The organism is Micromonospora sp. ALFpr18c, assembly GCF_008868155.1.
Lineage (GTDB): Bacteria > Actinomycetota > Actinomycetes > Mycobacteriales > Micromonosporaceae > Micromonospora.
The window spans coordinates 1-22,875 of sequence record NZ_WBKR01000100.1; the positions used below are offsets into that span (position 1 = coordinate 1).

General features: G+C 71.2%; 23 protein-coding genes. 9 read left to right on the plus strand and 14 right to left on the minus strand.

Translation table 11 applies throughout. The features are described from left to right. Positions 1-92 precede the first annotated feature (92 nt). Entirely contained in the window at positions 93-1,382 is a 1,290-nt protein-coding gene (locus tag F8271_RS18325; RefSeq protein WP_151490988.1) for an adenylosuccinate synthase, read from the minus strand. 124 nt (positions 1,383-1,506) lie between these two features. On the opposite strand from F8271_RS18325, the gene F8271_RS18330 reads away from it, so the two are divergent. Further along, on the plus strand, positions 1,507-2,559 hold the full coding sequence (locus tag F8271_RS18330; protein WP_151490989.1) for a hypothetical protein: 1,053 nt from the start codon (positions 1,507-1,509) through the stop codon (positions 2,557-2,559). A gap of 69 nt (positions 2,560-2,628) precedes the next feature. Continuing rightward, complete coding sequence (locus tag F8271_RS18335) at positions 2,629-4,971, plus strand: chromosome partitioning protein (protein ID WP_151490990.1); 2,343 nt, start codon at positions 2,629-2,631, stop codon at positions 4,969-4,971. Positions 4,972-5,016: 45 nt separating this feature from the next. Here the strand turns inward: F8271_RS18335 and F8271_RS18340 are convergent, their stop codons facing one another. Next, on the minus strand, positions 5,017-5,445 hold the full coding sequence (locus tag F8271_RS18340; RefSeq protein WP_151490991.1) for a DUF3151 domain-containing protein: 429 nt from the start codon (positions 5,443-5,445) through the stop codon (positions 5,017-5,019). Between the two features lie 248 nt (positions 5,446-5,693). Between F8271_RS18340 and F8271_RS18345 the strand changes: the two genes are divergently transcribed. Next, positions 5,694-6,887 (plus strand): LOG family protein, encoded by a 1,194-nt coding sequence (locus tag F8271_RS18345; RefSeq protein WP_192580349.1) that lies wholly within the window; start codon positions 5,694-5,696, stop codon positions 6,885-6,887. Between the two features lie 50 nt (positions 6,888-6,937). Here the strand turns inward: F8271_RS18345 and fbaA are convergent, their stop codons facing one another. Further along, positions 6,938-7,963 carry a class II fructose-bisphosphate aldolase gene (gene fbaA, locus F8271_RS18350; RefSeq protein WP_151490992.1) on the minus strand — a complete coding sequence of 342 codons (1,026 nt, stop codon included), beginning with the start codon at positions 7,961-7,963 and terminating at the stop codon, positions 6,938-6,940. A 135-nt stretch (positions 7,964-8,098) separates the two neighbouring features. Further along, the gene (locus F8271_RS18355) at positions 8,099-8,482 is read right to left on the minus strand and encodes a phage holin family protein (protein ID WP_151490993.1); all 384 of its coding nucleotides are present in this window, start codon (positions 8,480-8,482) and stop codon (positions 8,099-8,101) included. A gap of 124 nt (positions 8,483-8,606) precedes the next feature. Between F8271_RS18355 and F8271_RS18360 the strand changes: the two genes are divergently transcribed. Together F8271_RS18360 and F8271_RS18365 are read left to right on the plus strand one after the other, a co-directional pair. Then, positions 8,607-8,819 (plus strand): hypothetical protein, encoded by a 213-nt coding sequence (locus F8271_RS18360; protein WP_151490994.1) that lies wholly within the window; start codon positions 8,607-8,609, stop codon positions 8,817-8,819. A gap of 87 nt (positions 8,820-8,906) precedes the next feature. Continuing rightward, the gene (locus F8271_RS18365; protein ID WP_151490995.1) at positions 8,907-9,728 is read left to right on the plus strand and encodes a DedA family protein; all 822 of its coding nucleotides are present in this window, start codon (positions 8,907-8,909) and stop codon (positions 9,726-9,728) included. A 170-nt stretch (positions 9,729-9,898) separates the two neighbouring features. Here the strand turns inward: F8271_RS18365 and F8271_RS18370 are convergent, their stop codons facing one another. The 10 genes from F8271_RS18370 to F8271_RS18415 form a co-directional block, all read right to left on the minus strand. Further along, complete coding sequence (locus tag F8271_RS18370; RefSeq protein ID WP_030332125.1) at positions 9,899-10,276, minus strand: helix-turn-helix transcriptional regulator; 378 nt, start codon at positions 10,274-10,276, stop codon at positions 9,899-9,901. Positions 10,277-10,333: 57 nt separating this feature from the next. After that, on the minus strand, positions 10,334-10,873 hold the full coding sequence (gene pyrE, locus F8271_RS18375) for an orotate phosphoribosyltransferase (RefSeq protein ID WP_151490996.1): 540 nt from the start codon (positions 10,871-10,873) through the stop codon (positions 10,334-10,336). A gap of 168 nt (positions 10,874-11,041) precedes the next feature. Further along, on the minus strand, positions 11,042-11,851 hold the full coding sequence (locus F8271_RS18380; protein WP_151490997.1) for an SDR family oxidoreductase: 810 nt from the start codon (positions 11,849-11,851) through the stop codon (positions 11,042-11,044). A gap of 9 nt (positions 11,852-11,860) precedes the next feature. Next, a complete protein-coding gene (locus F8271_RS18385) occupies positions 11,861-12,511 on the minus strand; it encodes a hypothetical protein (RefSeq protein WP_151490998.1) in 651 nt (216 codons plus the stop codon). Positions 12,512-12,583: 72 nt separating this feature from the next. Next, positions 12,584-13,357, minus strand: a complete 774-nt coding sequence (locus F8271_RS18390) for a hypothetical protein (RefSeq protein WP_151490999.1) — start codon at positions 13,355-13,357, stop codon at positions 12,584-12,586. A 90-nt stretch (positions 13,358-13,447) separates the two neighbouring features. Continuing rightward, a complete protein-coding gene (locus F8271_RS18395) occupies positions 13,448-14,032 on the minus strand; it encodes a DUF4178 domain-containing protein (RefSeq protein WP_151491000.1) in 585 nt (194 codons plus the stop codon). An 82-nt stretch (positions 14,033-14,114) separates the two neighbouring features. Then, on the minus strand, positions 14,115-15,014 hold the full coding sequence (locus tag F8271_RS18400; RefSeq protein ID WP_151491001.1) for a hypothetical protein: 900 nt from the start codon (positions 15,012-15,014) through the stop codon (positions 14,115-14,117). 69 nt (positions 15,015-15,083) lie between these two features. Next, on the minus strand, positions 15,084-15,464 hold the full coding sequence (locus tag F8271_RS18405) for a nucleotidyltransferase family protein (RefSeq protein ID WP_151491002.1): 381 nt from the start codon (positions 15,462-15,464) through the stop codon (positions 15,084-15,086). Positions 15,465-15,586: 122 nt separating this feature from the next. Next, the gene (gene clpB, locus F8271_RS18410) at positions 15,587-18,178 is read right to left on the minus strand and encodes an ATP-dependent chaperone ClpB (protein ID WP_151491003.1); all 2,592 of its coding nucleotides are present in this window, start codon (positions 18,176-18,178) and stop codon (positions 15,587-15,589) included. An 85-nt stretch (positions 18,179-18,263) separates the two neighbouring features. Then, on the minus strand, positions 18,264-18,902 hold the full coding sequence (locus tag F8271_RS18415; RefSeq protein WP_151491004.1) for a TetR/AcrR family transcriptional regulator: 639 nt from the start codon (positions 18,900-18,902) through the stop codon (positions 18,264-18,266). A gap of 85 nt (positions 18,903-18,987) precedes the next feature. Here F8271_RS18415 and F8271_RS18420 point away from each other — a divergent pair, with 85 nt between their 5' ends. From F8271_RS18420 to F8271_RS18435, 4 genes are all read left to right on the plus strand, one after another. After that, a complete protein-coding gene (locus F8271_RS18420; RefSeq protein WP_151491005.1) occupies positions 18,988-20,124 on the plus strand; it encodes an epoxide hydrolase family protein in 1,137 nt (378 codons plus the stop codon). Positions 20,125-20,236: 112 nt separating this feature from the next. Beyond that, complete coding sequence (locus F8271_RS18425; RefSeq protein ID WP_151491006.1) at positions 20,237-20,737, plus strand: cation:proton antiporter regulatory subunit; 501 nt, start codon at positions 20,237-20,239, stop codon at positions 20,735-20,737. A gap of 5 nt (positions 20,738-20,742) precedes the next feature. Further along, positions 20,743-21,954, plus strand: a complete 1,212-nt coding sequence (locus tag F8271_RS18430) for a cation:proton antiporter (protein WP_151491007.1) — start codon at positions 20,743-20,745, stop codon at positions 21,952-21,954. Between the two features lie 206 nt (positions 21,955-22,160). Further along, a complete protein-coding gene (locus F8271_RS18435; RefSeq protein WP_151491008.1) occupies positions 22,161-22,592 on the plus strand; it encodes a hypothetical protein in 432 nt (143 codons plus the stop codon). Positions 22,593-22,875: the final 283 nt, after the last annotated feature.

The following is a 22,875-nucleotide window of genomic DNA, read 5'->3' on the forward strand; positions in this document are numbered from 1 at the left end:
CGCTCCTACTCCGGTGATCAAGAGGTTCACGTCAAATTTCCGCTCGAAACTGACGCAAACCTCTTGATCACCAAGATGGAGTGGGGTTCGGGTTAGGGGAGGAGGGGGTGGAGGAGGACGTTTTCTTCTCGGCCGGGGCCTACGCCTACGACGCTCACCTTGGTCTTGCAGAGCTCCTCGATACGGGCGATGTAGCGACGGGCGTTCTCCGGGAGGTCATCGGCGGTTCTTGCCTTGGTGATGTCCTCCCACCAGCCGTCGAGTTCCTCGTAGATGGGCGTGGCGTGGTGGAAGTCCGTCTGGCTCATCGGCATGTCGTCGACCCGCTGGCCGTTGATCTCGTAGCCGACGCAGATCGGCACCTTGGCCAGCCCGGTGAGGACGTCCAGCTTGGTGATGACCAGGTCGGTGACGCCGTTGAGGCGGCAGGCGTACCGGGCCACGACGGCGTCGAACCACCCGCAGCGGCGTTCCCGGCCGGTGGTGGTGCCGTACTCCGCGCCGATCTTGCGCAGGTGCGCGCCGTTGGAGTCGAACAGCTCGGTGGGGAACGGCCCGGAGCCGACCCGGGTGGTGTACGCCTTGCTCACCGCGATCACCTTGCTGATGGCGGTGGGCGGGATGCCGGCACCGACGCAGGCGCCGCCGGCGGTCGGGTTGGACGAGGTCACGAAGGGATACGTGCCGTGGTCCATGTCGAGCATGGTGGCCTGGGCGCCCTCCAGCAGGACCGTCTCGTGCCGGTCCAGGGCGTCCCAGAGCATGGCCCGGGTCTCCGCGATGTACGGCTTGAGCCGCTCCGCGTACGCCAGGTACTCCTCGACGGTCGCCTCAAGGTCGATGGCCTTGCGGTTGTAGACCTTGAACAGCATCTGGTTCTTCTCGCGCAGCGCGAGTTCCAGCTTCTTGCGCAGGATGCCCGGGTCGAGCAGGTCCTGAAGTCGGATGCCCATCCGGGCGACCTTGTCGCCGTACGCCGGGCCGATGCCCCGGCCGGTGGTGCCGATCCGGGACGAGCCGAGGTACCGCTCGACCACCCGGTCCAGTGCCCGGTGGTGCGGCATGATGAGGTGCGCGTCACCGGAGATCCGCAGCCGGGACACGTCGACGCCGCGCTCGGCCAGACCGTCGATCTCGGCGAGCAGCACCTTCGGGTCGACCACCACACCGTTGCCGATGACGATCATCGCGCTCGGTGACAGCGCACCGGAGGGCATCAGGTGCAGTGCGTACTTCTGGCCGTCCGGGGTGATCACCGTGTGCCCGGCGTTGTTGCCGCCGGAGTAGCGCACGACGTAGTCGACCCGCTCACCCAGCAGGTCGGTAACCTTGCCCTTGCCCTCGTCGCCCCACTGAGCGCCGATGAGCACGATCGCTGGCATCTTTTCCGCCTCCAGAAGGCTCGGGTGCCAGGTGGCGACCGCTCGGCGAGCCCGGGGTGTCAGGTTAACAAGTAGTGACGGCGCGGCCGGCAGGGGTCGCGGCGATAGGCAGGAGGCTCCTTCGGTGTACGACGTGGTGCTGCTCACCCTCGGCTCGGAGCGGGACGCTCCCGGGGCCTGCGGCAGCGGCGGAGCCTGCTGCGGCGGTGCGACCGACAACGAGAGCGGCCCGACGACCGAGAGCGGCCCGACGACCGAGGCCGGACCCGGCCCGACGACCTCCGACGACGAGCGGTGCGTCACCGATCGGCCCCGGGTTCCCGTGCTGGCCTGCGCCGACGCGCTGAACGCCCGCGGTGCCCGGGTGCAGACGGTCACCGCCCGCTCCGACGCGGAGATCGACGAGGTGTTGGCGCTGTTCGACGGCCCGGCCCGCCCCGACGGCCTGACCTGGCCCGACCCGGACAGCAAGATCCGGCTGGTCGTCGCCACGGCCAGCGACGGGCAGTTGCGCGCCGTGCTGCGCCGGCTGGTCCGGCGGTACGCGCCAGCGCCGAGTCGCCGCCCGGCGGACCTGCCCGGTAACCGGACACTGCCCGATCTGCCTCCGGTGGCCGTACTCCCGCTCGACCCGGCTCGTGGCGGCACCCACCGGGACCTGGCCGCGCAGCTCGGGTTGCCCCGCGACCCGGCGGCGGTGGCCGCCGCGGTGCTGGACGGCACGCCACGCCGACTGGACCTGCTGCGCAACGACGGCGGCTCGGTGACCCTGGACGGCGCTCTACTCGGCGCCGCCGACGACGCCGGCCGGCCGCTGCACTGGCGGGCCCGGGTCGAGGTGGACGACACCATCCTCACCAACGGTGACGAACCGTTGCTGGCCTGCGCGGTGGGCAACGCCGGCGGGTACGCGACGCTCGACGAAGTCAGGCTGCTGGCCGCGCCGGACCCGGCCGACGGCCAGGTCGAGGTCGCGGTGGCCGTGCCGGTGGTCGTCCGGTCGGCGTTGGGTCGCAAGCGGGTACGCCTGGAGGTCCGTCGGGCTCGCGGGCGGGCCGTGTCGGTGCTGCCCAGGGAGGGGAAGGTGCCCTACCTCGACGACGGAGTCGAGGGTGAGCTGACCCGGAAGCGGTCCTGGTGGGTCGAACCGGGTGCGTGGGCGGTCTGGTCGAGCTGACCCGGCTGCGTCGACCGGCCCCGTTCGGCCGGTGCGCCTATCCTCGCAGGAGGACTGGGGAGGGCCGTAATGGACGAGAACGCCGACCGGGCGCGGAAGCCCGGCCAGCAGCCGGTGCCGGAGCGGGACATCGAACCACTCTGGCCACCGGATCCAGCCGACGCGGGCGCGGGTGGCGTGGTGCCGCCGTGGGCGGCCGTGGCCGAGCAGCGGGGCGCGCCGCCGACGACCGCGCAGTCGCCGGTGACGCCACCGGTGGCCGCGCCGCCGATCGGCCGGCCGCCGGTTCCCGGGCAGCCCGGGGCACCGGCGATGCCTCCACCGTCACCGTCGGACTATCCGTCGCTCACCGGCGCGGTACCGGCACCCGGCGGTTGGGGAGTGAACAGCCCGGGGTCGGGCTGGGCCCCGGCGCAGCCAAGCTGGCCTCCGCCGGCCGACCCGGCCGTGCCAACCGTGCCGCCGAACGGCGGGCCGACGACCGGCCCGACGGGTGGCACGACGACCGGCTCGCCCCGGCCGGCGAGCAACGACCTGGCGGGCGGGGTCGGAGTCCCCACACCTGGCACCCCGGTCGTGCCGAAAGACGGCGCGCCGACGCCGCAAGGGACCTCGGGCTCGACCGTCCCCGCCCCTCCGATCGTGTCGGGCGGCGTCGACCTGGACCTGCCGTTCTCCCTGGACCGACCGGCCGCTGAGCCCGCCACCAATTCCGGCGCGGGCGGCAACCCGCGCGCCGCCAGTCCCAACGCCGCCGGTCCGAACGCGGCGACAGCGGCGACAGCAGGCCCAGCGACACCAGCCCCGGCGGGCACGACGGCAGGCGACACGACAGCGGCCGGACCCACGACGACGGACGGGCCTGCGACAGCCGCCAGGCCGGCGGCAGGACCAACGACAGCCGCCGGATCGGCGGCAGCGACCGGATCGGCGACGGCCGGGGGCACCGCAGCCGCAGCGACCGCACCGGTGGCCTCGCAGGGTGGTGACGCCGGGGAGGACGGGTCCGCGGTCAGCGCCGCGCGGCCGACCGCCGAGTCACCGTGGGCGTATCCACCGCAGCGGCCGGCCAGCGCGCCCGAGCCACCCTCCGACGCGGCGGCCACCCCGCCGCCTCCGATCCCGGCCCCTCCCAGCGTGCCGCCGCCGCTGTCCGGTGGCCCGGCCGTTCCGCAGGCGGGCGGGGCGCAGACGTACACCGGTCAGTCGTACTCTCCGACGATCCCCGGTCAGGTCCCGCTGCCGCCGCCACCGGACCCGTCGCAGTTCGGCGACCCGGCGCATGGCGGGGCCGTGCCGCCGCAGGCTGGGCCGGCGACCCCTCCGCCGGGGCCGTTCCCCCCGTCGCCGGGCTGGTATCCGCCGCCGTGGCAGCAGGGCACGCCCGGGGTTCCGCCACCGCCGCCGCAGTACCAGGAGGCCGACGGGGTGACCCGGGTGCCGGCCACCGGTTATCCGGACGCCGCCTGGGCGCCGGAGAGCACCGCCGCGCCGACCGCCGAGGACTTCGCCCGGCGGCGGCAGGTCCGTCCGCCCGACCCGGTGGCGACCATGGGCGTACGGGCGGTGGTCAACAAGATGGGTCTGCTCCGGCTCTCACCGGGGCGGCACGAGCAGGAGCTCAAGCGGGACATCGAGATGGTGCGCCGCAACTTCGGCGGTCTGCGGCAGGTGACCGTGGTCAACCCGAAGGGCGGCGCCGGCAAGACGGTGGCCATCCTGCTGCTCGCGATGACGTTCGGTCAGAAGCGCGGCGGTTACGTGCTGGCCTGGGACAACAACGAGACTCAGGGCACCCTCGGGATGCGGGCCCAGCAGGACTTCCACTCCCGCACGGTGCGGGACATGCTGCGTGACCTCGGGCAGTTCCAGGGTGCGCACGGGCGGGTCGGTGACCTGTCGCAGTACGTCCGCTCGCAGGGCGAGGGGATGTTCGACGTGCTGGCCTCGGACGAGTCGGCCACCGGCGGCGAGATGCTCACGGCGGCCGCGTTCGCCGAGATCCGTGAGGTGGTCAGCCGGTTCTACAAGTTGATCTTCGTGGACACCGGCAACAACGTGCGCGCGCAGAACTGGCAGGCGTCGATGGACGCCACCGATCAGCTGGTGGTCACCATGTCCGCCCGTAACGACTCGGCGGAGACCGCTGCCCGGATGCTCGACCACCTGGAGCAGAGCGGCCGGCAACGGCTGGTCCGGCAGGCGGTGACCGTGGTGTCGATGCCGCCGTCGCGCAAGGAGATCGACCTGCCGGCGATCCAGGAGCACTTCGCGGCCCGTACCCGGGCGGTGCTGCTGGCCCCGTACGAGCGGCTCATCGACAGTGGCGAGCCGATCCGGTACGGCGGGCTCTCCTCGGCCACCCGGGACGCCTGGCTGAAGATCGCCGCCGCGGTCGCCGAAGGGCTGTAGCCCTCCGAAGGCCGGCCCGACGCCGGGCCGGCCTTCGGACGGGTGTCAGTTGCTGGCCAGCGCGTCCGCCGCCGACGGGTCGCAGTCGCGCAGGAACTGGGCGCAGCGGGCCGCCTCGTCGGCCTCGCCGATCTCGTCGGCGGCCCGAGACAGGACGTACAGGCAGCGCAGGAAGCCGCGGTTCGGCTCGTGCGACCACGGCACCGGGCCGTGCCCCTTCCAGCCGCTGCGGCGCAGCTGGTCCAGGCCGCGGTGGTAGCCGGTGCGCGCGTAGGCGTACCCCGTCACCACCTGGCCCTGCGCGAACGCCCGCGCCGCGAGCGCGGCCCAGGCCGCGCTGTACGTCGGGAAGTGGGCCGCGACCTCGGTGAACGCCTCGTCGGTGCCGGCCTCCTCGGCGGCGGCCAGGGCGGCGTCAGCCTCGTCGTGCGCGGGCAGAAGGGTGGCCGGTGGCTCTGGCAAAAGGTTCTGCATCGCCCCATTCAACCCGCTGGACAGGGCGACACGCGAGCGGGTCGGCTGACGCGTTCGGCTGAACGGCTGAGGGTTTGCTCACGCCTGCGGCCTATGCCGCGGCCAGGTGTTATCCACTACAACTAATGGTCCGGAGCCTCCCCAGGACCCGGTTACACAGGAGCCCGGTGGCCACGACCACCGGGCTCCTGTCGTTGCACCACCGGCCCAAGGTTTGGCGGGCACCACCAAGGAGGCAGGATTGCCGGGTGCCGACCCCACCTCCCGCGGACGTCATCGAGCCGCACCCGCACGCCAACGAGATCCAGACCCGCGAGGAGTTGGATCGGCAGTTGACCACCGGCCGACTGACCGGCCTGACGGTGCAGGGGCTGCGCCTCGACCTTGATCCGTTGCCCGACCTGACCGGGGTCGAGGTCACCGGCACCCTCTTCGTGGGCTGCCGGTTCGCCTCCCGGGACGTCGGCGCGGACCTGGTCCGGCGCGGCGCGAACGTGGTGCCGCCGTTCTCCGGGCTGCCGTACCCGACCCAGCCGACGCACCTCTACAGCCCGGCGGACCTGGCCGCCGGGTTCGCCGAGGGCGGGTTCGCCGGGATGTACGACACCCGGGTGTACGAGCACTACCGGGCGCACGGCGGCGCGTTGCCGGACGTCAAGGAGGCGCTCGGCCAGCGCCTGCACGATCACGGCGTGGACAACGCGCTGGGCGACGCCACCCGGGCCTGGCTGGCCGGGTACGGCCCGCAGTCGGTGGTCGGCATCATGGGCGGGCACGCGGTGCGGCGGGGCAGTCCGGCGTACCGGATGGCGGCCGTGCTGGGTTGGGAGCTGGCGCGGGCCGACCGGCTGGTGGTGACCGGCGGCGGACCCGGGGTGATGGAGGCGGCGAACCTCGGCGCGTACCTGGCGGACCGGCCGGCGGAGGAGGTGACGGCGGCGATCGACCTGCTGGCCACGGCACCCGACTTCACCGACCACCACCGGTACACGGCGGCGGCGTTGGCGGTCCGGCAGCGGTACGCGGGCGTGCCCCGGCAGCGCGGCACCGACGCGGGCTGGGCGCGGGCCGGTGGGTTGGCGATCCCGACCTGGCTGTACGGGCACGAGCCGGCGAACCTGTTCGCCGGCCGGATCGCCAAGTACTTTTCGAACGCGATCCGGGAGGACACCATCCTGCGGCTCGCCCGGGGCGGCATCGTCTTCGCCCCGGGGCGGGCGGGCACGGTGCAGGAGGTGTTCCAGGCTGCCACGAAGACCTACTACGGCACCGACGGGGCCAGTGGCGCGTACGTCTTCCTGGACCGCGGCTACTGGACCACCGAACTGCCGGTGGAGGCGTTGCTGCGCCCGCTGCTGGCCGCCTCACCGTTCGGCGACCTGTCGGCGACGATCCACCTCACCGACGACGTACGCGAGGCCGTGCGCGTGCTGACGAGCTGACGGCGACGGCCGGTTCCCCCGCGGGGGAACCGGCCGTCGGTCGAACGCTGTTACTTGAACATCGAGGTGCCGGTGGAGCGCAGGTGCTCGCACGCCTCGACGACCCGGGCGGCCAGGCCGGCCTCGGCGGCCTTGCCCCAGGTACGCGGGTCGTACTGCTTCTTGTTGCCCACCTCGCCGTCGATCTTCAGCACGCCGTCGTAGTTGCGGAGCATGTGGTCCGCGACGGGGCGGGTGAAGGCGTACTGGGTGTCGGTGTCGATGTTCATCTTCACCACGCCGTAGTCCAGAGCCTCGCGGATCTCGCTCAGCAGGGAGCCGGAGCCGCCGTGGAAGACCAGGCTGAGCGGCTTGTCCTTGCCGTACTTGGCGCCGACCGCCTCCTGGATCTGGTTGAGGATCTCCGGGCGGAGCTTGACGTTGCCCGGCTTGTAGACGCCGTGCACGTTGCCGAAGGTCAGCGCCGCCATGTAGCGGCCCTTCTCGCCCAGGCCGAGCGCGTCGACCATGGCCAGGCCGTCCTCGACGGTGGTGTAGAGCTTGTCGTTGATGGCGTTCTCGACGCCGTCCTCCTCGCCACCGACGACGCCGACCTCGATCTCAAGGACGATCTTGCCCTTGGCGGCCTCGTCGAGCAGCTGGGAGGCGATCTGCAGGTTCTCGGCGACCGGAACGGCCGAGCCGTCCCACATGTGCGACTGGTACAGCGGCTGCTCGCCGCGCTTCACCCGCTCCTGCGAGATGGCCATCAGCGGACGCACGAAGCCGTCCAGCTTGTCCTTCGGGCAGTGGTCGGTGTGCAGAGCGATGTTGACCGGGTACTTCTTGGCCACCTCGTGCGCGTACGCGGCGAACGCGACCGCACCGGTGACCATGTCCTTGATCGAGGGGCCGGAGAGGTATTCGGCGCCACCGGTCGAGACCTGGATGATGCCGTCGCTCTCCGCGTCGGCGAAGCCCTTGAGCGCCGCGTTCAGCGTCTGGGAGGAGGTCACGTTGATCGCGGGGTACGCGTACCGGCCAGCCTTGGCGCGGTCCAGCATCTCCGCGTAAGCCTCGGGGGAAGCGATGGGCATGTGATGCGCTCCTTACTTACCACTCTCGGCCGTGCTGGCCGCTGTTGTTCATTTGTGCGCCGGACCGCGCTGTCCTCCGCCGGAAGTATCCCGTAGGTGAGGTGCGCCGGAACAACCGACCCGGGTGCCGGCCGTTCACCGGCGGTCCAGGTTGTCCGGCACGATGACGCTGATCAGCCACGTGACCACGGTCATCACGATGGCTCCCCAGAACGCCGGCCAGAAACCGTCCACCTGGAACGGAAGGTCCAGCCCGCGCGCTATCCGGTCGGTGAGCAGGAAGAGCAGCGCGTTGACCACCAGCGCGAACAGGCCCAGGGTCAGCAGGTAGAACACGCAGCCGACGACCTTGATGACGGGCTTGAGCACCGCGTTGATCACGCCGAAGATCAGAGCGACCACGATCAGCGTGAGGACGGTGTTGCCGCCCGAGCGGCCATGCACGTCGACCCCGGGCACGATCAGCGTGGTTATCCACAACGCGACCGCGGTGATCGCCAGTCGGATGAGGAAGCCCACGGCCCCATCCTGGCACCGGCGCGCACCACCGAGGGCTGATTCCGCCGACTCGGCTTCCCGGCGTCGCACCGGCACAGCCCGTACGGTGGGTGGGTCCATGCCCTCAAGACCCCCGGGAGAGACGATGGGTCAGCCCGACGAGGACTTCACCCCCGGCGACCACCTCACCGCGAACGAACGCGACCCCGAGGCGGATCCGGCCGACGCGGTCGAGCAGGCCACCGTCGCCGGCCCCGCCGACGTCGACGGTGAGCCACACCGCGGCCTGGAGGTCGACGACTGGGACGCGATGGAGCAGGCCCGGGTGGTCACCGGCGACGAGGACGACTACCGCTGACCGTCACGCTGGCGGGGCGATACCACTGATCAACGGTGCGATTGACCCGGTCCGGCGCGGTGCGACACCCGGACTTCGGTACCCTTTGTGGCCGTGGACACAGCTGAGAAGACCCGCGCTCTCACGGAGAGCGTCGCCCTGAACCCGCTCGATCCCAAGGAGCTGTTGCAGACCTTCGGGCTGATCGGCGTCTGGGTGATCCTCTTCGCCGAGACCGGCCTGCTGGTGGGCTTCTTCTTCCCGGGGGACTCGCTGCTGTTCCTCGCCGGGGTGGCCGCCTCGCCGGTGGCGGACGCCATCTTCGGCGACGGCACCCGCCTCTCCCTGGTCGGCCTGCTCATCGGTGGGCCGATCTGCGCGGTCGTCGGCGCGCAGCTGGGGCACTGGCTCGGTTCGCGGTACGGGCGGCCGATGTTCGAGCGGCCGAATTCCCGGCTCTTCAAGAAGGAGTACGTGGAGAAGGCGGAGTACTACTTCCAGAAGTTCGGCCCGGCGAAGGCCGTGGTGCTGGCGCGCTTCATTCCGATCGTCCGCACCTTCCTCAACCCGGTCGCCGGCGCGCTGGGCATGCCGGCCCGGCAGTTCCTGATCTGGAACATCGTCGGCGCGGTGCTCTGGGTGGACGGCATCCTGCTGATCGGCTACTTGTTGGCCGAGCAGATCTACCAGGCCATCGGCGACAAGATCGACCACTACATCCTGCCGGTGGTGGCCCTGATCATCGTGATCTCGGTGCTGCCGATCTTCTTCGAGTTCCTGCGTGACCGGCGGGCCCGCAAGCGCGGCGAGGCGGTCGCCGTGGTCGCGGCGGCCAGCGCGGCCGGCGCGGTGGAGGCGGTCCGTGAGGCATTCGACCACGACGAGCACCCGCAGGACCGTCGGCGTCCGGAGCACGGCCAGGAGCGCTGAGGCGCGCGTACGACGACGGCCGGCCCCCTGATGTGGGGGTCGGCCGTCGGCATGTCGGACTCGGCCTCCGGCGGTGCGACCGGGGCCGAGCAGGTGTCAGCGACCGGTGACGCCACCCCTGGCTCGCCACCGGACACCGCCCCGGAGTGGGACGGTGCGCAGCGCCTACGTCAGCGAGCCTTCTTGGTGGCCCGCTTACGCGGCGGGGTCAGCAGGTCCGCGATCGTCGCGATCGCACTCGGGACCAGGCTGTAATACGCCCAGACACCGCGCTTCTCCCGCTGCAGCAAGCCAGCCTCGGTGAGGATGCGCAGGTGGTGACTGACCGTCGGCTGGGAGAGGCCGAGGGGCGCGGTCAGGTCACAGACGCACGCCTCGCCCTCGGGGGCCGACTGGATCAGGCTGAGCAGCCGCAGCCGAGCAGGATCGGCAAGGGCCTTGAGGACCCCCGCGAGACGCTCGGCATCGGCACGTTCGATCGGCTCGCCGTTAAGCGGCGAGATCTGAGGCATAGTCATTTCGGCCAACGCAGTTCCCACGTATTCCATCCTTCCACCAGCAGCATCGATCCGCCTGCATATCAGCAGATCCGAATCGGTAAACTTTTACGCCACAAGGCCGAGGTCAGCCAACGTATAGGCCGCCCGGTACGGCAATCCGGCGGCTCGCACCGCGTCGCCGGCACCTCGATCAACAATAACCGCCACGCCCACGACTTCGGCTCCGGCCTCACGAAGCGCCTCGACCGCGGTCAACACACTTCCACCCGTCGTCGACGTGTCCTCCACCGCCAACACCCGGCGGCCGGCCACCTCCGGTCCCTCGATCCGTCGCTGAAGACCGTGCGCCTTGCCCGCCTTGCGCACCACAAAGGCGTCCAGAGCGCGACCGGTCGGAGCGGCGGCGTGCAGCATCGAGAGCGCGATCGGGTCCGCGCCCAGGGTGAGCCCGCCGACGGCGTCGTACTCCCAGTCGGCGGTGAGGTCGAGCAACACCCGGCCGACCAACGGAGCAGCCTGGTGATGGAGCGTGACACGTCGCAAATCGACGTACCAGTCCGCCTCGCGCCCCGAGGACAGCACGACCCGGCCGTGGACCACAGCCAGGTCGGTAATGAATTTACGCAGGTCGTCGTGGTCCCCCATGGCGATAGAGGTTACTGCGCAAGTCTGGACGTCGTGTGAACGGCCCACCCCGATCAGCCCAGTGAGGCACCGATGGTTGGCGATGTTCGACTACGCTCAGCGACCGGCCCGGTTGCGTCGCGCCAACGTCACGACTTCGACGACCGGGCGCCGAACGACCGTGCGGGCTCAGCTGGCGTCGCGACCGATCCGACCGCGCGTGTCCCGGGAGACGGCCTGAAGCAGCCGGCGCGGCGCGTGCCGCAGACCGGCGACGGCCACCTTGTACTTCCACGCCGGGATGCTGACCAACTTGCCTTTGCCCAGGTCACGCAGGGCTTCGTCGACCACGTCCTCGGCTTTCAGCCACATCCACTCAGGTGTCTTCGACATGTTGATGCCGGCCCGTTGGTGGAATTCGGTGCGGGTGTAGCCGGGGCAGAGAGCCATCACGCGTACGCCGAACGGCCGCGCCGACTGGCCGACCGACTCGCTGAAGTTGGTGACCCACGCCTTGCTGGCCGAGTAGGTCGACCCGGGCATCACCGCGCCGAATCCCGCGACCGAAGAGACATTTATCACTGCCCCATCACGTCGTTCGGTCATCGGTCGCAGGGCCGCGAGGGTCAGCCGCATGACCGCGTGCACGTTGAGCCGCAGCAGGCGCGCCTCGTCCTCGGCGGTGGAACGCAGGAACGGCTTGTTCAGGCTGATGCCGGCGTTGTTGACCAGCAACTGCACCGGGCTACCGTCGCCCAGTCGCCGCTCGACGACATCGCAGCCGTCGTCCGTGGACAGGTCCGCCGACAGGGTCTCCACCTCGCGGCCGTACCGGGACCGCAACTCGTCGGCCAACTCGGTCAGTCGGGCCGCGTCCCGGGCGACCAACACCAGGTGCCAGCCGTCGGAGGCCAGCCGCCGAGCGAATGCCGCACCGATGCCGGCGGTGGCGCCGGTGACCAGGGCCCGTCGCTCGGCACTGGAGGGGTCGAGCGTCACGGGCGGTCCTCACCTGGGCGGATACGGGGGCTGCGGCTGGTACGGGGCGGGCGGAAACCCGGGCGGAGCGGACGGCACGGTCGGCGCCGACGGGCGATGCCGACCGAACCAGGTGCTCGCCGCCGGCAGCGCCAGCAACGCGGCTACCACAAGGTAACCGAGGCCCTGCGCCACGGAAAGCCCGGCGTTGACCGGAATCCACCACGACGGGTACGCGTCCGCGATCAGGCCCAGCAACTCGGCGGTGGCCCGTTCACCGTCACCCAGTCGCAGCGGGGCGGCCCGCTCGCCGATGAGCACCGCCACGCTGCAGCAGCCGGCGAGCAGACCGAGCCCACAGACGACCCAGGTGGCCACCCGGACGCCGCGCCGACCGGCCAGCAGGCCGAGAGCCAGACCGGCGAGCAGGATCGCGGAGAACGCCGCCACCACCGCCGACAGCACTGCGGACACCCGCAGCAGGGTCACCACATCGTCGATCTGCTGCGGGCTCGCCGACGTGCCGCGGGCGGCCGAACGGAACGCGCCCACCGTCCGCCCCAGCACCGCCAGGTCGACGACGGTGTACGCGAGCGCGGCGACCGCCATCACCAACAACACCGCCGTGGCCAGCAGGACCACGGCGGGCCGTCGGGCCGGCGCCGATTCGGGGTACGACACGACGAATCCCTCCGGTAGGCGTCGGGTTGCAACCTACTCGGAGGGATCGTCGGCGTCGTGCTTATCGAGCCGTCAACTCGACGGCGGGGTCGTGCCGGGACGGTCGGCCGGCGGCGTGTCGTCGGGCCGATCCGCACTGGACGGCGGAATACCCGGCTGCCCCGGCACCGGTGCCGACGGGTAGCCCGGCTCGCCGGTGGACTGCGGGTAGCCCGGCTGGCCCGGCGCCTGCGGGTAACCCGGGTAGCTGGCGCCCGGGGTCGGCGGCTCCCAGCCCGCGGCGGGCTTGCGGAAGAACGCGTTGGCCTTCGGCAGCGCCAGCAGGATCAGCGCCGTGAGCAGCGCGATGATGCTGACCACGCCGAGCAAAAGGCTGACCGGGGTGGTCCAGGAGGGCACAGCCTCCTCGACGCGACGCTGGACCTCCTCGCCGCTCGGTGCACCAGCGGTGTCCCCACCGGTGGTGAAGCTGCCGCCGCCCGCCCCGCTGAGGAGGCTGCCACCCGTGCAGCAGACCAGGACGCCACCGACGATCCAGGTGGTGATCCGGGAACCGTTGCGGCCCTGGTTGTTGAACAGGGCCAGGACGCCCAGCACAACCGCGAGCAGGAGCAGCAGGATGCTGATGCCGACGATGAAGGCGAAGGCGACGTCCGCGATCTGATCGGCGTTCTCGAGGGAACTGCCCGCGTACGCGTCGCTGATCGCGTCACGTATCTTGCCGGCGGTGCTCAGCGTGATGATCAGGCTGATCACCTGGCACGCGAGGAACAGGAACAGCAGGTAACTGGAAATCGACACGATGGATGGCCGCTGACGGGCCGGCGTGCTCTGGGTATCGACCACGATTCTCCTTCCCTAAGATCGCGCCCACACCGTATCGACAACCGGCCACTCCGGCATGCCGTGGCGGGCCGGCGCGTCCACCCGATCGGCTCAGTGCTCCTCGACGGGAGGTCGGATCGTCAGGTCGGCGGGGTCGAGCAGGTCACCGCGGGCCACCCTCCAGCCCTCCTCGCCGTACGCCTCGAAGGAGAGCCGCGCGGCGCCGCCGGACTGGTAGTCGTGGTAGCGCATCGTGCCGGATGACGGTAGGTCCGTCTCGCCTCTGGCGGTGTAGCGCGCCTGCCCGGTTTCGGACCAGGTGTAGCGCCGCCCGTCGAGGTCGATCGTCGGGGCACCCGGGCTGACGGCCGCACCGGGCTCCGCGGTCCAGAGCACCAGCTCCAGTTCGGGGCCATCCTCCACGGAGAGCCGGTGCCGGCTGCCGGACTCGTCGTCGAGCAGGTGCTGCACCCAGCTCCAGTCCCCCTCGACGAGACGGATGGTGCCGCTCACGACGTACTCCTGTTGGCGGATCCGCACGCGGTCGCCCAGGGCCAGACGGTGTGGACCACCGCGCGGCGAATCCGCCGGCTGGCCGCCGGACCGGGCCGCAGCCCCCCGCCGGGCCCGTGCGACCACGACGACCACCGCGAGTACGGCTACCGCCCCCACCAGGTACGTCACCAGCGCGTCCACCCGACCACCTCCCCAGGTACGTCGGCGCAGACGGTAACAACCGTCGGCACCAGGAAGGCCCGTGCTGTGGCCGACAGCTCAGCTAGCGGGCGTCGTCGGGCGGCACCGGCGGTCCGGGCGGCGCGGAGGCCGCGCCCGGCGCAGGTGCCGCGCCCGGCGCAGGTGCCGCACCCGGCGCAGGTGCCGCACCCGGCGCAGGTGCCGCACCCGGCGTCAGGTGTGCGGCCGGGTCGGGACAGATCAGGTAGCCGGGCGGGACCGGCTGCTGCGGGGGCACAAAGCCCGGCAGGCCGGGATATCCGTAGCCGGTCGGCAGATAGGCGGTCGGGGCGTAGCCGAGGACGGGCGACGCCCACGCCGGAGTGGGAAGCGCGGTGCCCGGCACGAACCAGCGGTTCGCCGGCGGCAACGCCAGCAGCAGGACGACGGCCGTGGAGAGCGTCAACACGGTGAGCACACCCAGCCCGGCCGCGGGGAAGAACAGGTCGTCCCAGGGGTCGGTGCCGGAGTAGAGCGTGTCGAAGAACGTCGACGTGTCCCACTCGTCGGCCGACTCGGGCACCGACTCCGCATCGATCTCTCGTGTCGTCAGCAGGGGCACGATGAACCCGCCGGAGCAGCACTGTGCGACGCAGACCAGCAGTTGCGCGCCACTGGCGACGAAGACCAGGATCCGCGCCAGGTTCCCACCTCGCCAGACCGGGAGGGCGGTGACCGCCAGCCACACCGCGAGCAGCAGAGCCGGTACGCCGAGGATGAACCCCATCGCGACGTTGCCCTGTCGCTCGCCGGCCACCTCCGCCGGGTCGGCGTCCGGCACCAGCCGCACCGCGCGGTCGATCTGGTTGTCGAAGTGCACCGTCTCGACGACCGTCAGCGCGGCCAGGCCGAGCAGGACCAGCACCACGGCGAGTTGCAGCCAGAAGGCGATGGTCACGGTGGCGGGCCGGGGCGGCCGGGGTGCGGTGGCGGGCGGGCTCATGGCTCGCAACGTACGGAAGGTCAACGGCCACCGGCAGGACCGATCGGGCAACGCCGACCGGCGAATGGATCATGCTGAGGCGAGGCGGTGGGTGGCGTAGTTGCCGAGGGTTTCCCGGTCCATCACGCAGCCGACGAAGGTGGTGAACTCGGTCGGGTCGTCGCGCAGCGACGTCCAGGTCGCCCGGGCGGCCTCCGGATCGATCCGTTCCAGCAGCGTGGCCGCGTACGCCCGGCCGGCGGGTGACCCCTCGGCGAGCACCCGGTCGAGCTGCCGGCGTACCTCCTCGGGGTGGTCGTCGAGGGCGGCCGCGACCCGGTGGTACGCCTCGGTCACCGGCAGCAGCGTGCCGGCGATCCCCACCCCACCGAAGGCGAGCGTGTCGGCCCCCACCAACTCGTCGACGGCCGCACGAAGGTCCCGCTCCCAAGCGTTCCGCATCCCGAACATGGCTTCCACCTTTCCCGCCCGGCCCACCTCTCACCCTGTTGATCAAGAGGTTTGCGTCATGAGAAGACGTCTCATTGACGCAAACCTCTTGATCACCGTGATCAGGCCGGGGTGGGGCTGGGTTAGGCCGGGGTTACTGTGAGGGTGTTTGAGCTGGTGTTGAGGTCTGTCTTTACCGTGTCGCCGTCTCGGATCGTTCCGCTGAGCAGGGCCTTGGCCAGCTGGTCTCCGATTGCGGTCTGGACCAGGCGGCGCAGCGGGCGGGCACCGTAGATCGGGTCGTAGCCGTGCTCGGCCAGCCAGCCCCGGGCGGCATCGGTGATCTCCAGGCCGAGCCGCCGGTCGGCCAACCGCCGCCGCATCCGGTCCAGCTGGATGTCCACGATGGAGTACAGATCGTCGCCCCGCAGCGAGGCGAAGACCACGATGTCGTCCAGCCGGTTGAGGAACTCCGGCTTGAAGTGCGACCGGACCACCGCGAGGACGCCCTCCCGGCGCTGCTCCTCGGCCAGCGTCAGGTCGCTGATCACCGACGACCCGAGGTTGGAGGTGAGGATCAGGATCGCGTTGCGGAAGTCCACCGTACGACCCTGGCCGTCGGTGAGCCGACCGTCATCGAGCACCTGGAGCAGCACGTCGAAGACGTCCGGGTGCGCCTTCTCCACCTCGTCCAGCAGGATCACCGAGTACGGCCGGCGGCGCACCGCCTCGGTGAGCTGGCCGCCCTCCTCGTAGCCGACGTACCCGGGCGGGGCACCGACCAGGCGGGCCACGGAGTGCTTCTCGCCGTACTCGCTCATGTCGATGCGGACCATCGCCCGCTCGTCGTCGAAGAGGAACTCGGCGAGCGCCTTGGCCAGCTCGGTCTTGCCGACACCGGTCGGGCCGAGGAAGAGGAAGCTTCCGGTCGGCCGGTCCGGGTCGGCGACACCCGCCCGCGCCCGGCGTACCGCGTCGGAGACCGCGCTCACGGCCTCGGCCTGGCCGACCACCCGGCCGCCCAGCGACTCCTCCATCCGCAGCAGCTTGGCCGTCTCGCCCTCCAGCAGCCGGCCGGCCGGGATGCCCGTCCAGGAGGCGACGACCGCGGCGATGTCGTCGGCGCCGACCTCCTCCTTGAGCATCGCGCCGTCGGCCTGGAGCCGGGCCAGTTCCTCCTCGGCCTGCGTCAGCTCGACCTTCAGCGCGGGGATCCGGCCGTAGCGCAGCTCGGCGGCGCGCTCCAGCTCCCCGTCGCGCTCGGCCCGCTCGGCCTCACCGCCCAGGCGCTCCAACTCCTCCTTGGCGGTGGAGAGCTTGGTGATGTGGCTCTTCTCCGTCTGCCACCGTTCGGAGAGCACGGTGAGCTGCTCGCGCTTGTCGGCCAGCTCCTTGCGCAGCCGCTCCAGCCGCTGGGCGGAGGCGTCGTCCGGCTCCTTGGCCAGCGCCATCTCCTCGATCTCCAGTCGGCGGACCGCCCGCTCGATCTCGTCGACCTCGACCGGCCGGGAGTCGATCTCCATGCGCAGCCGGGACGCGGACTCGTCGACCAGGTCGATCGCCTTGTCCGGCAGGAACCGGTCGGTGATGTAGCGGTCGGAGAGGGTGGCGGCGGCGACCAGCGCGGCGTCGGTGATCCGTACGCCGTGGTGCACCTCGTAGCGCTCCTTGAGCCCGCGCAGGATGCCGATGGTGTCCTCGATGGTCGGCTCGCCGACCAGCACCGGCTGGAAGCGCCGCTCCAGAGCCGGGTCCTTCTCGATGTGCTCGCGGTACTCGTCCAGCGTGGTGGCGCCGACCATCCGCAGCTCACCGCGGGCGAGCATCGGCTTGAGCATGTTGCCGGCGTCCATCGAGCCCTCGCCCTTGCCGGCGCCGACGACGGTGTGCAGCTCGTCGAGGAACGTGATGACCTGCCCGTTGGAGTTCTTGATCTCCTCCAGGACGGACTTCAGCCGCTCCTCGAACTGGCCCCGGTACTGGGCGCCGGCGACCATCGCGCCGAGGTCCAGCGAGACGAGCTTCTTGTCGCGCAACGACTCGGGCACGTCGCCAGCCACGATCCGCTGGGCGAGGCCCTCGACGATGGCGGTCTTGCCGACGCCGGGCTCGCCGATCAGCACCGGGTTGTTCTTGGTACGCCGGGAGAGCACCTGGATGACGCGGCGGATCTCCGAGTCCCGGCCGATCACCGGGTCGATCTTGCCGTCGCGGGCGCTGGCAGTGAGGTCGACGCCGTACTTGGTGAGGGCCTGGTAGGTCTGCTCCGGGTCGGCGGTGGTGACCCGCCGGTCCCCGCCCCGGACGGTGGGGAACGCGGCGACCAGGGCCTCCTCGGTGGCACCGGCCGACTTCAGTGCGGCGGACACACCGCCGCCGACCCGGGCCAGGCCGGCGAGCAGGTGCTCGGTGGACGTGTACTCGTCGCCCAGCGGCCGGGCGATCTGCTCGGCGGCGCCGATGGCGTTGACGAACTCGCGGGCCAGGGTGGGCTCGGCGATGCTGGAGCCCCGTGCCGCCGGCAGGGCGTCGACCGCCCGCTGGGCGGCCCGGCGCAGCTCGGCGGGGTCGCTCCCGACGGCGCGCAACAGGCCGGCGGCGGTCGAGCCGTCGGTGTCCAGCAGGGACAGCAGCAGGTGCCAGGGCTCCACGGTGGCGTGACCACGCTGGTTGGCCACCGCGACGGCGCCGGTGATGGTTTCGCGGCTCTTGGTGGTGAGTCTTTCGGTGTTCATGGGCTCCCCCGGATCGGCGTTGTCCATTGGGTTGGACACAACCAGAGTTGAGCGTATTCCACTCAACCTTAGCCTGTGACGCCCATCACTCCCGCCACCGCCAGTCGAACTCCCCGGCCGCCGGCGGCGGCCCGGGCAGCGGGTCCGTGTCCGGCGCCGTCGACAGGCCGGCCAGCAACACCGCGAGCTGCCGGCGGCGCAGCTCCCGGGTCCGCTCCGCATCGGGTACGCGTACCGCCGCGCACGCCTCCAGCAGCAGGCCCAAGTCCTGCGGCACGGCGTCGGCGCGCAGCCGCCCGCTGGCGTGCGCCCGGTCGACCAGCGCGGTGGCCAGCTCGCCGGCACGCACGGCGTCCCGACCCATCTCCTCGGTCGGGGTGAACGTGCCGGCCAGGTGGACGGTGAGCGAGTGCACGTCGGCGTCGACCACACGGGTCAGGAAACCGGTGAACGCGGCCCAGTCGTCCGGCTCGGCGAGCGCCGCCTCCGCCTCGGCCACGTAGCGGCGCAGCCCGTCGTGGCAGAGCTGGCGCAGCAGATCCTCCTTGCCCGCGTACCTCCGGTAGAGGGCGCTGATGCCGACGCCGGCGCGGTCGGCGACGGCGGCGATCGGGGCCTTCGGGTCGTCGAGGAAGACGGCGCGGGCGGCTTCGAGGATCACCTCGTCGTTGCGGGCGGCCTGGGCGCGGCGACCGCCGAGCGTCTTTCCAGGGGTCGTGGACATGCCCTCAGACTAACAGTGGAACGGATCGTTCCGCTCTGCTACTGTGATTGCAGAACGAAACATTCCGTTCCGAGGGAGTCCTCGCATGACCGGCACCGCGATCCGCCCGTTCCGCGTCGAGATCCCGCAGACCGCCCTCGACGAGTTGGCTTCCCGACTGGACCGCACGATCTGGCCCACCGACCTGCCCGGTACCGGCGACACGTACGGGATGAGCACCGACCGGGTCCGCGCCCTCGCCGACCGCTGGCGCAACGGGTTCGACTGGCGGGCCGTCGAGGCCCGGCTGAACACCCACCCACAGTTCGTCACCGACATCGACGGCGAGCAGATCCACTTCCTGCACGTCCGGTCGTCCCGGCCGGACGCCACCCCGCTCGTGCTCACCCACGGCTGGCCCGGCTCGGTGCTGGAGTACCTCGACGTGATCGCCCCGCTCACCGAGCCGACCGACCCGACCGCGCCGGCCTTCCACGTGGTCGTCCCATCGCTGCCCGGCTTCGGGTTCTCCGGCCCGACCCGCAGCGCCGGCTGGAACCAGCACCGCACGGCCCGCGCCTGGGCCGAGCTGATGAACCGACTGGGGTACGACAGCTACGGCGCGGTCGGCAACGACGCGGGCTCGATGGTGGCGCCCGAGCTGGGCCGGATCGATCGTGACCACGTGCTGGGCGTCCACGTCACCCAGCTCTTCTCGTTCCCCTCGGGCGACCCGGCCGAGTTCGCCGGACTGTCCGAGGCCGACCAGGCGGCGCTCGCGCACCTCCAGTGGTTCTACGAGAACAAGTTCTCCTTCAACCAGGTGCACAGCCAGCAGCCGCAGACCCTGGCGTTCGCGCTGGCCGACTCACCGGTCGGGCTGCTCGCCTGGAACGCCCAACTCTTCGACGAGAGCCTCGACGCCGACTTCATCCTGGGCAACGTGGCCCTGTACTGGTTCACCGGCACGGCCGCCTCGGCGATCCGCTTCTACTGGGAGGACGCCCACGCCGGCGAGCAGCCGACCGAGCCGACCACGGCACCGACCGCGCTGGCCATGTTCCCCGGCGACTTCCAGTCCATCCGCCGCTTCGCCGACCGGGACCACACGAACATCGTCCGGTGGACGGCGTACGAGAGCGATGTCGAGGGTCGGGGAGACGTCGGCGGTCACTACGCCGCCCACCAGGCCACCGATGTCCTCGTCGCCGACATCCGCGAGTTCTTCGCCAGCCTCCGCTGACCGTTGATCCACTCGGCTTCCTGGAAGTCGGGGTATCCCGTGGGTCGGCCCGGAGCACGCAGCGCGTTCCGTCAAGATCTGCGTTCTGTTCACTTGGCGGTAGCCTTGGAGGGTGCGAGTACGTGTCGAGCAGACCGCCTTACCCGGGATCGGAGTGCGTCACGATCTGGTGACCGAATCCGGTCGTCGGCTCGGCGTGGTCTCCCACCGCAATGGTCGCCGGGATCTCGTCCTGTACGACCCCGACGATCCCGACTCCTGCCAGGCGGACATCCCGCTGACCGACGACGAGGCAGAGGCGCTGGCCGACATCCTCGGCGCGTCGCTGTTGCTCGGGCAGCTCTCCGGGCTGCGTGAGCAGGCCGCCGGCCTGCTCACCGAGCAGATCGCCATCCCGGCGGGGTCGCGGTACGTCAACCGGAAACTCGGCGACACCAAGGCGCGTACCCGCACCAGCGCCTCCATCGTGGCGGTGCTGCGTGACGGCGAGGTGATCGTCTCGCCGCTTCCCTCGTTCCGCTTCGCGGCCGGTGACGTGGTGGTCGTTGTCGGGACCCGCAGGGGTCTCGACGGCGTGTCCGCCATCCTCGCCGACAGTGACCCGGACGGCTGAGGCGGATGCACGAATCCACCACACTGCTCGTCGAAGTCGGCGCGCTGCTGCTGCTGCTTGGCGTCCTCGGTCGGCTCAGCCGCCGCGTCGGTCTCTCACCCATCCCCCTCTACCTGCTGGCCGGTCTCGCGTTCGGGCACGGCGGGCTGCTTCCGCTCGCCGCCAGCGAGGAGTTCTTCGCGGTCGGCGCCGAGATCGGCGTCATCCTGCTGCTGGTGATGCTCGGCCTGGAGTACTCCGCCAACGAACTTGTCGGCAACCTCCGCTCGGCCGCGCCGGCCGGGCTGATCGACGGCGTCCTCAACGCGTTGCCCGGTGCCGCGTTCGCCCTGCTGCTCGGCTGGGACTGGGTGGCCGCCCTGGTGCTCGGCGGCATCACCTGGGTGTCGTCCTCCGGTGTGATCGCCAAGGTCCTCGCCGACCTGGGCCGACTCGGTAACCGGGAGACCCCGGTGATCCTCTCGGTCCTGGTGATCGAGGACCTGGCGATGGCGCTCTACCTGCCGCTGGTCACCGCGGTGCTGGCCGGTACCGGTCTGCTCGGCGGCGGCATCGCGCTCACCGTCGCGGTGGGCACGGTGCTGATCGTGCTGGTGGTCGCCATCCGGTACGGCCACCTGATCTCGTCCGCCCTGTCGGCGAAGGACCCGGAGGCGCTGCTGCTCGGCGTACTCGGTCTGACCCTGCTGATCGCCGGCATCGCGGCGAAGCTCCAGGTCTCGGCGGCGGTCGGCGCGTTCCTGGTCGGCATCGCGCTCTCCGGCCCGGTCGCGCACCACGCCACCGAACTGCTCTCTCCGCTGCGGGACCTGTTCGCGGCGGTGTTCTTCGTCTTCTTCGGCCTGGTCACCGATCCGCGGGACATCCCTCCGGTGCTGCTGCCAGCGCTCGCGCTGGCCGTGGTCACCATGGCGACGAAGACGCTCACCGGTTACCTCGCGGCCCGGCGGGTCGGCATCGCCGAACCCGGTCGATGGCGGGCCGGTCTGGCACTCGTACCCCGTGGTGAGTTCTCCATCGTCATCGCCGGGCTCGCGGTCGCCGCCGGCAGCGTCGAGCCGCGGTTGGCGGCGCTGGCGACGGCGTACGTCCTCGTCACCGTGGTGACCGGGCCGATGCTGGCCCGGCTGCCCGACTTCCCGTGGTTCAAGCGGTGGCTGCGCACCCGCGCGGCGGCCGCGGCCCAGCGGGCGGCGGCGGTTCCGATCCACGACTGACGCTCACCGCCGTTGCCATGCCCCTCGGCGCGGCAACGGCGGTGGCCAGGACACCCGAACGGCCGTTCGGGCAGGTCTGCCGACGGATGCCGAATTGCGCCCTGCGGGTACTACCGCAGCAACCGGCGGCGGGTTACCGTTTCGCCGCAGCAGCCAGGGTCCGCAGGCAGCGTTGCCAGACGCGGGCGAGAGCGGAAGGTTGGCCGGTGAGCGTGCAGGAGTCGACGTTCCACGGCTTCGCCAACCCCGTCGATCCGACTCCGGCGGAGTTGCGAGCGTGGGCGTACAAGCCCGATTCGGTGCCGTTGGCTTCCATGCCACCCGACTGGGATCTGCTGGTCTCCGGTGACCGGCTGGTCCTGACCCTCTTCGAGTTGGCCATGGACCCGACCTGCCCGGCGCGCCGCTTTGCGCTGCACTGCCTCTACATCTACGCGGCGGACGGCATCCGGACGAACTTCCGTGCCCACCCCAAGCGCCGCTTCCGCAAGCTGGTCGAGCAGGCCGAGCGCGACGGTGACGAGCTGATGAGGATCTGGGCGCACAACGGTCGCGTCCTGCTGGCCCGCCCGGATCTTTTCGTCTACCGGGACTGGTGCGAGGGTGGCCTGGTCCGCGAGAACCGCCGCCTCGGCTGAGCAGGGAATCGTGACGATGATCGTTGGCAGCTCAGCGGTCGACTGCCCGGCGTGTCGAGTCGCTCAGCCGCCAACGATCACCAGCTGGGCCTGAACGGCAACGCGAACGGGCCGAGACCCCCGCCGCGGCAGCACCGCGTCCCGGCCCGCACCCACCAACGCGAACGGGCCGAGACCCCCGCCGCGGCAGCACCGCGTCCCGGCCCGCACCCACCAACGCGAACGGGCCGAGACCCCCGCCGCGGCAGCACCGCGTCCCGGCCCGCACCCACCAACGCGAACG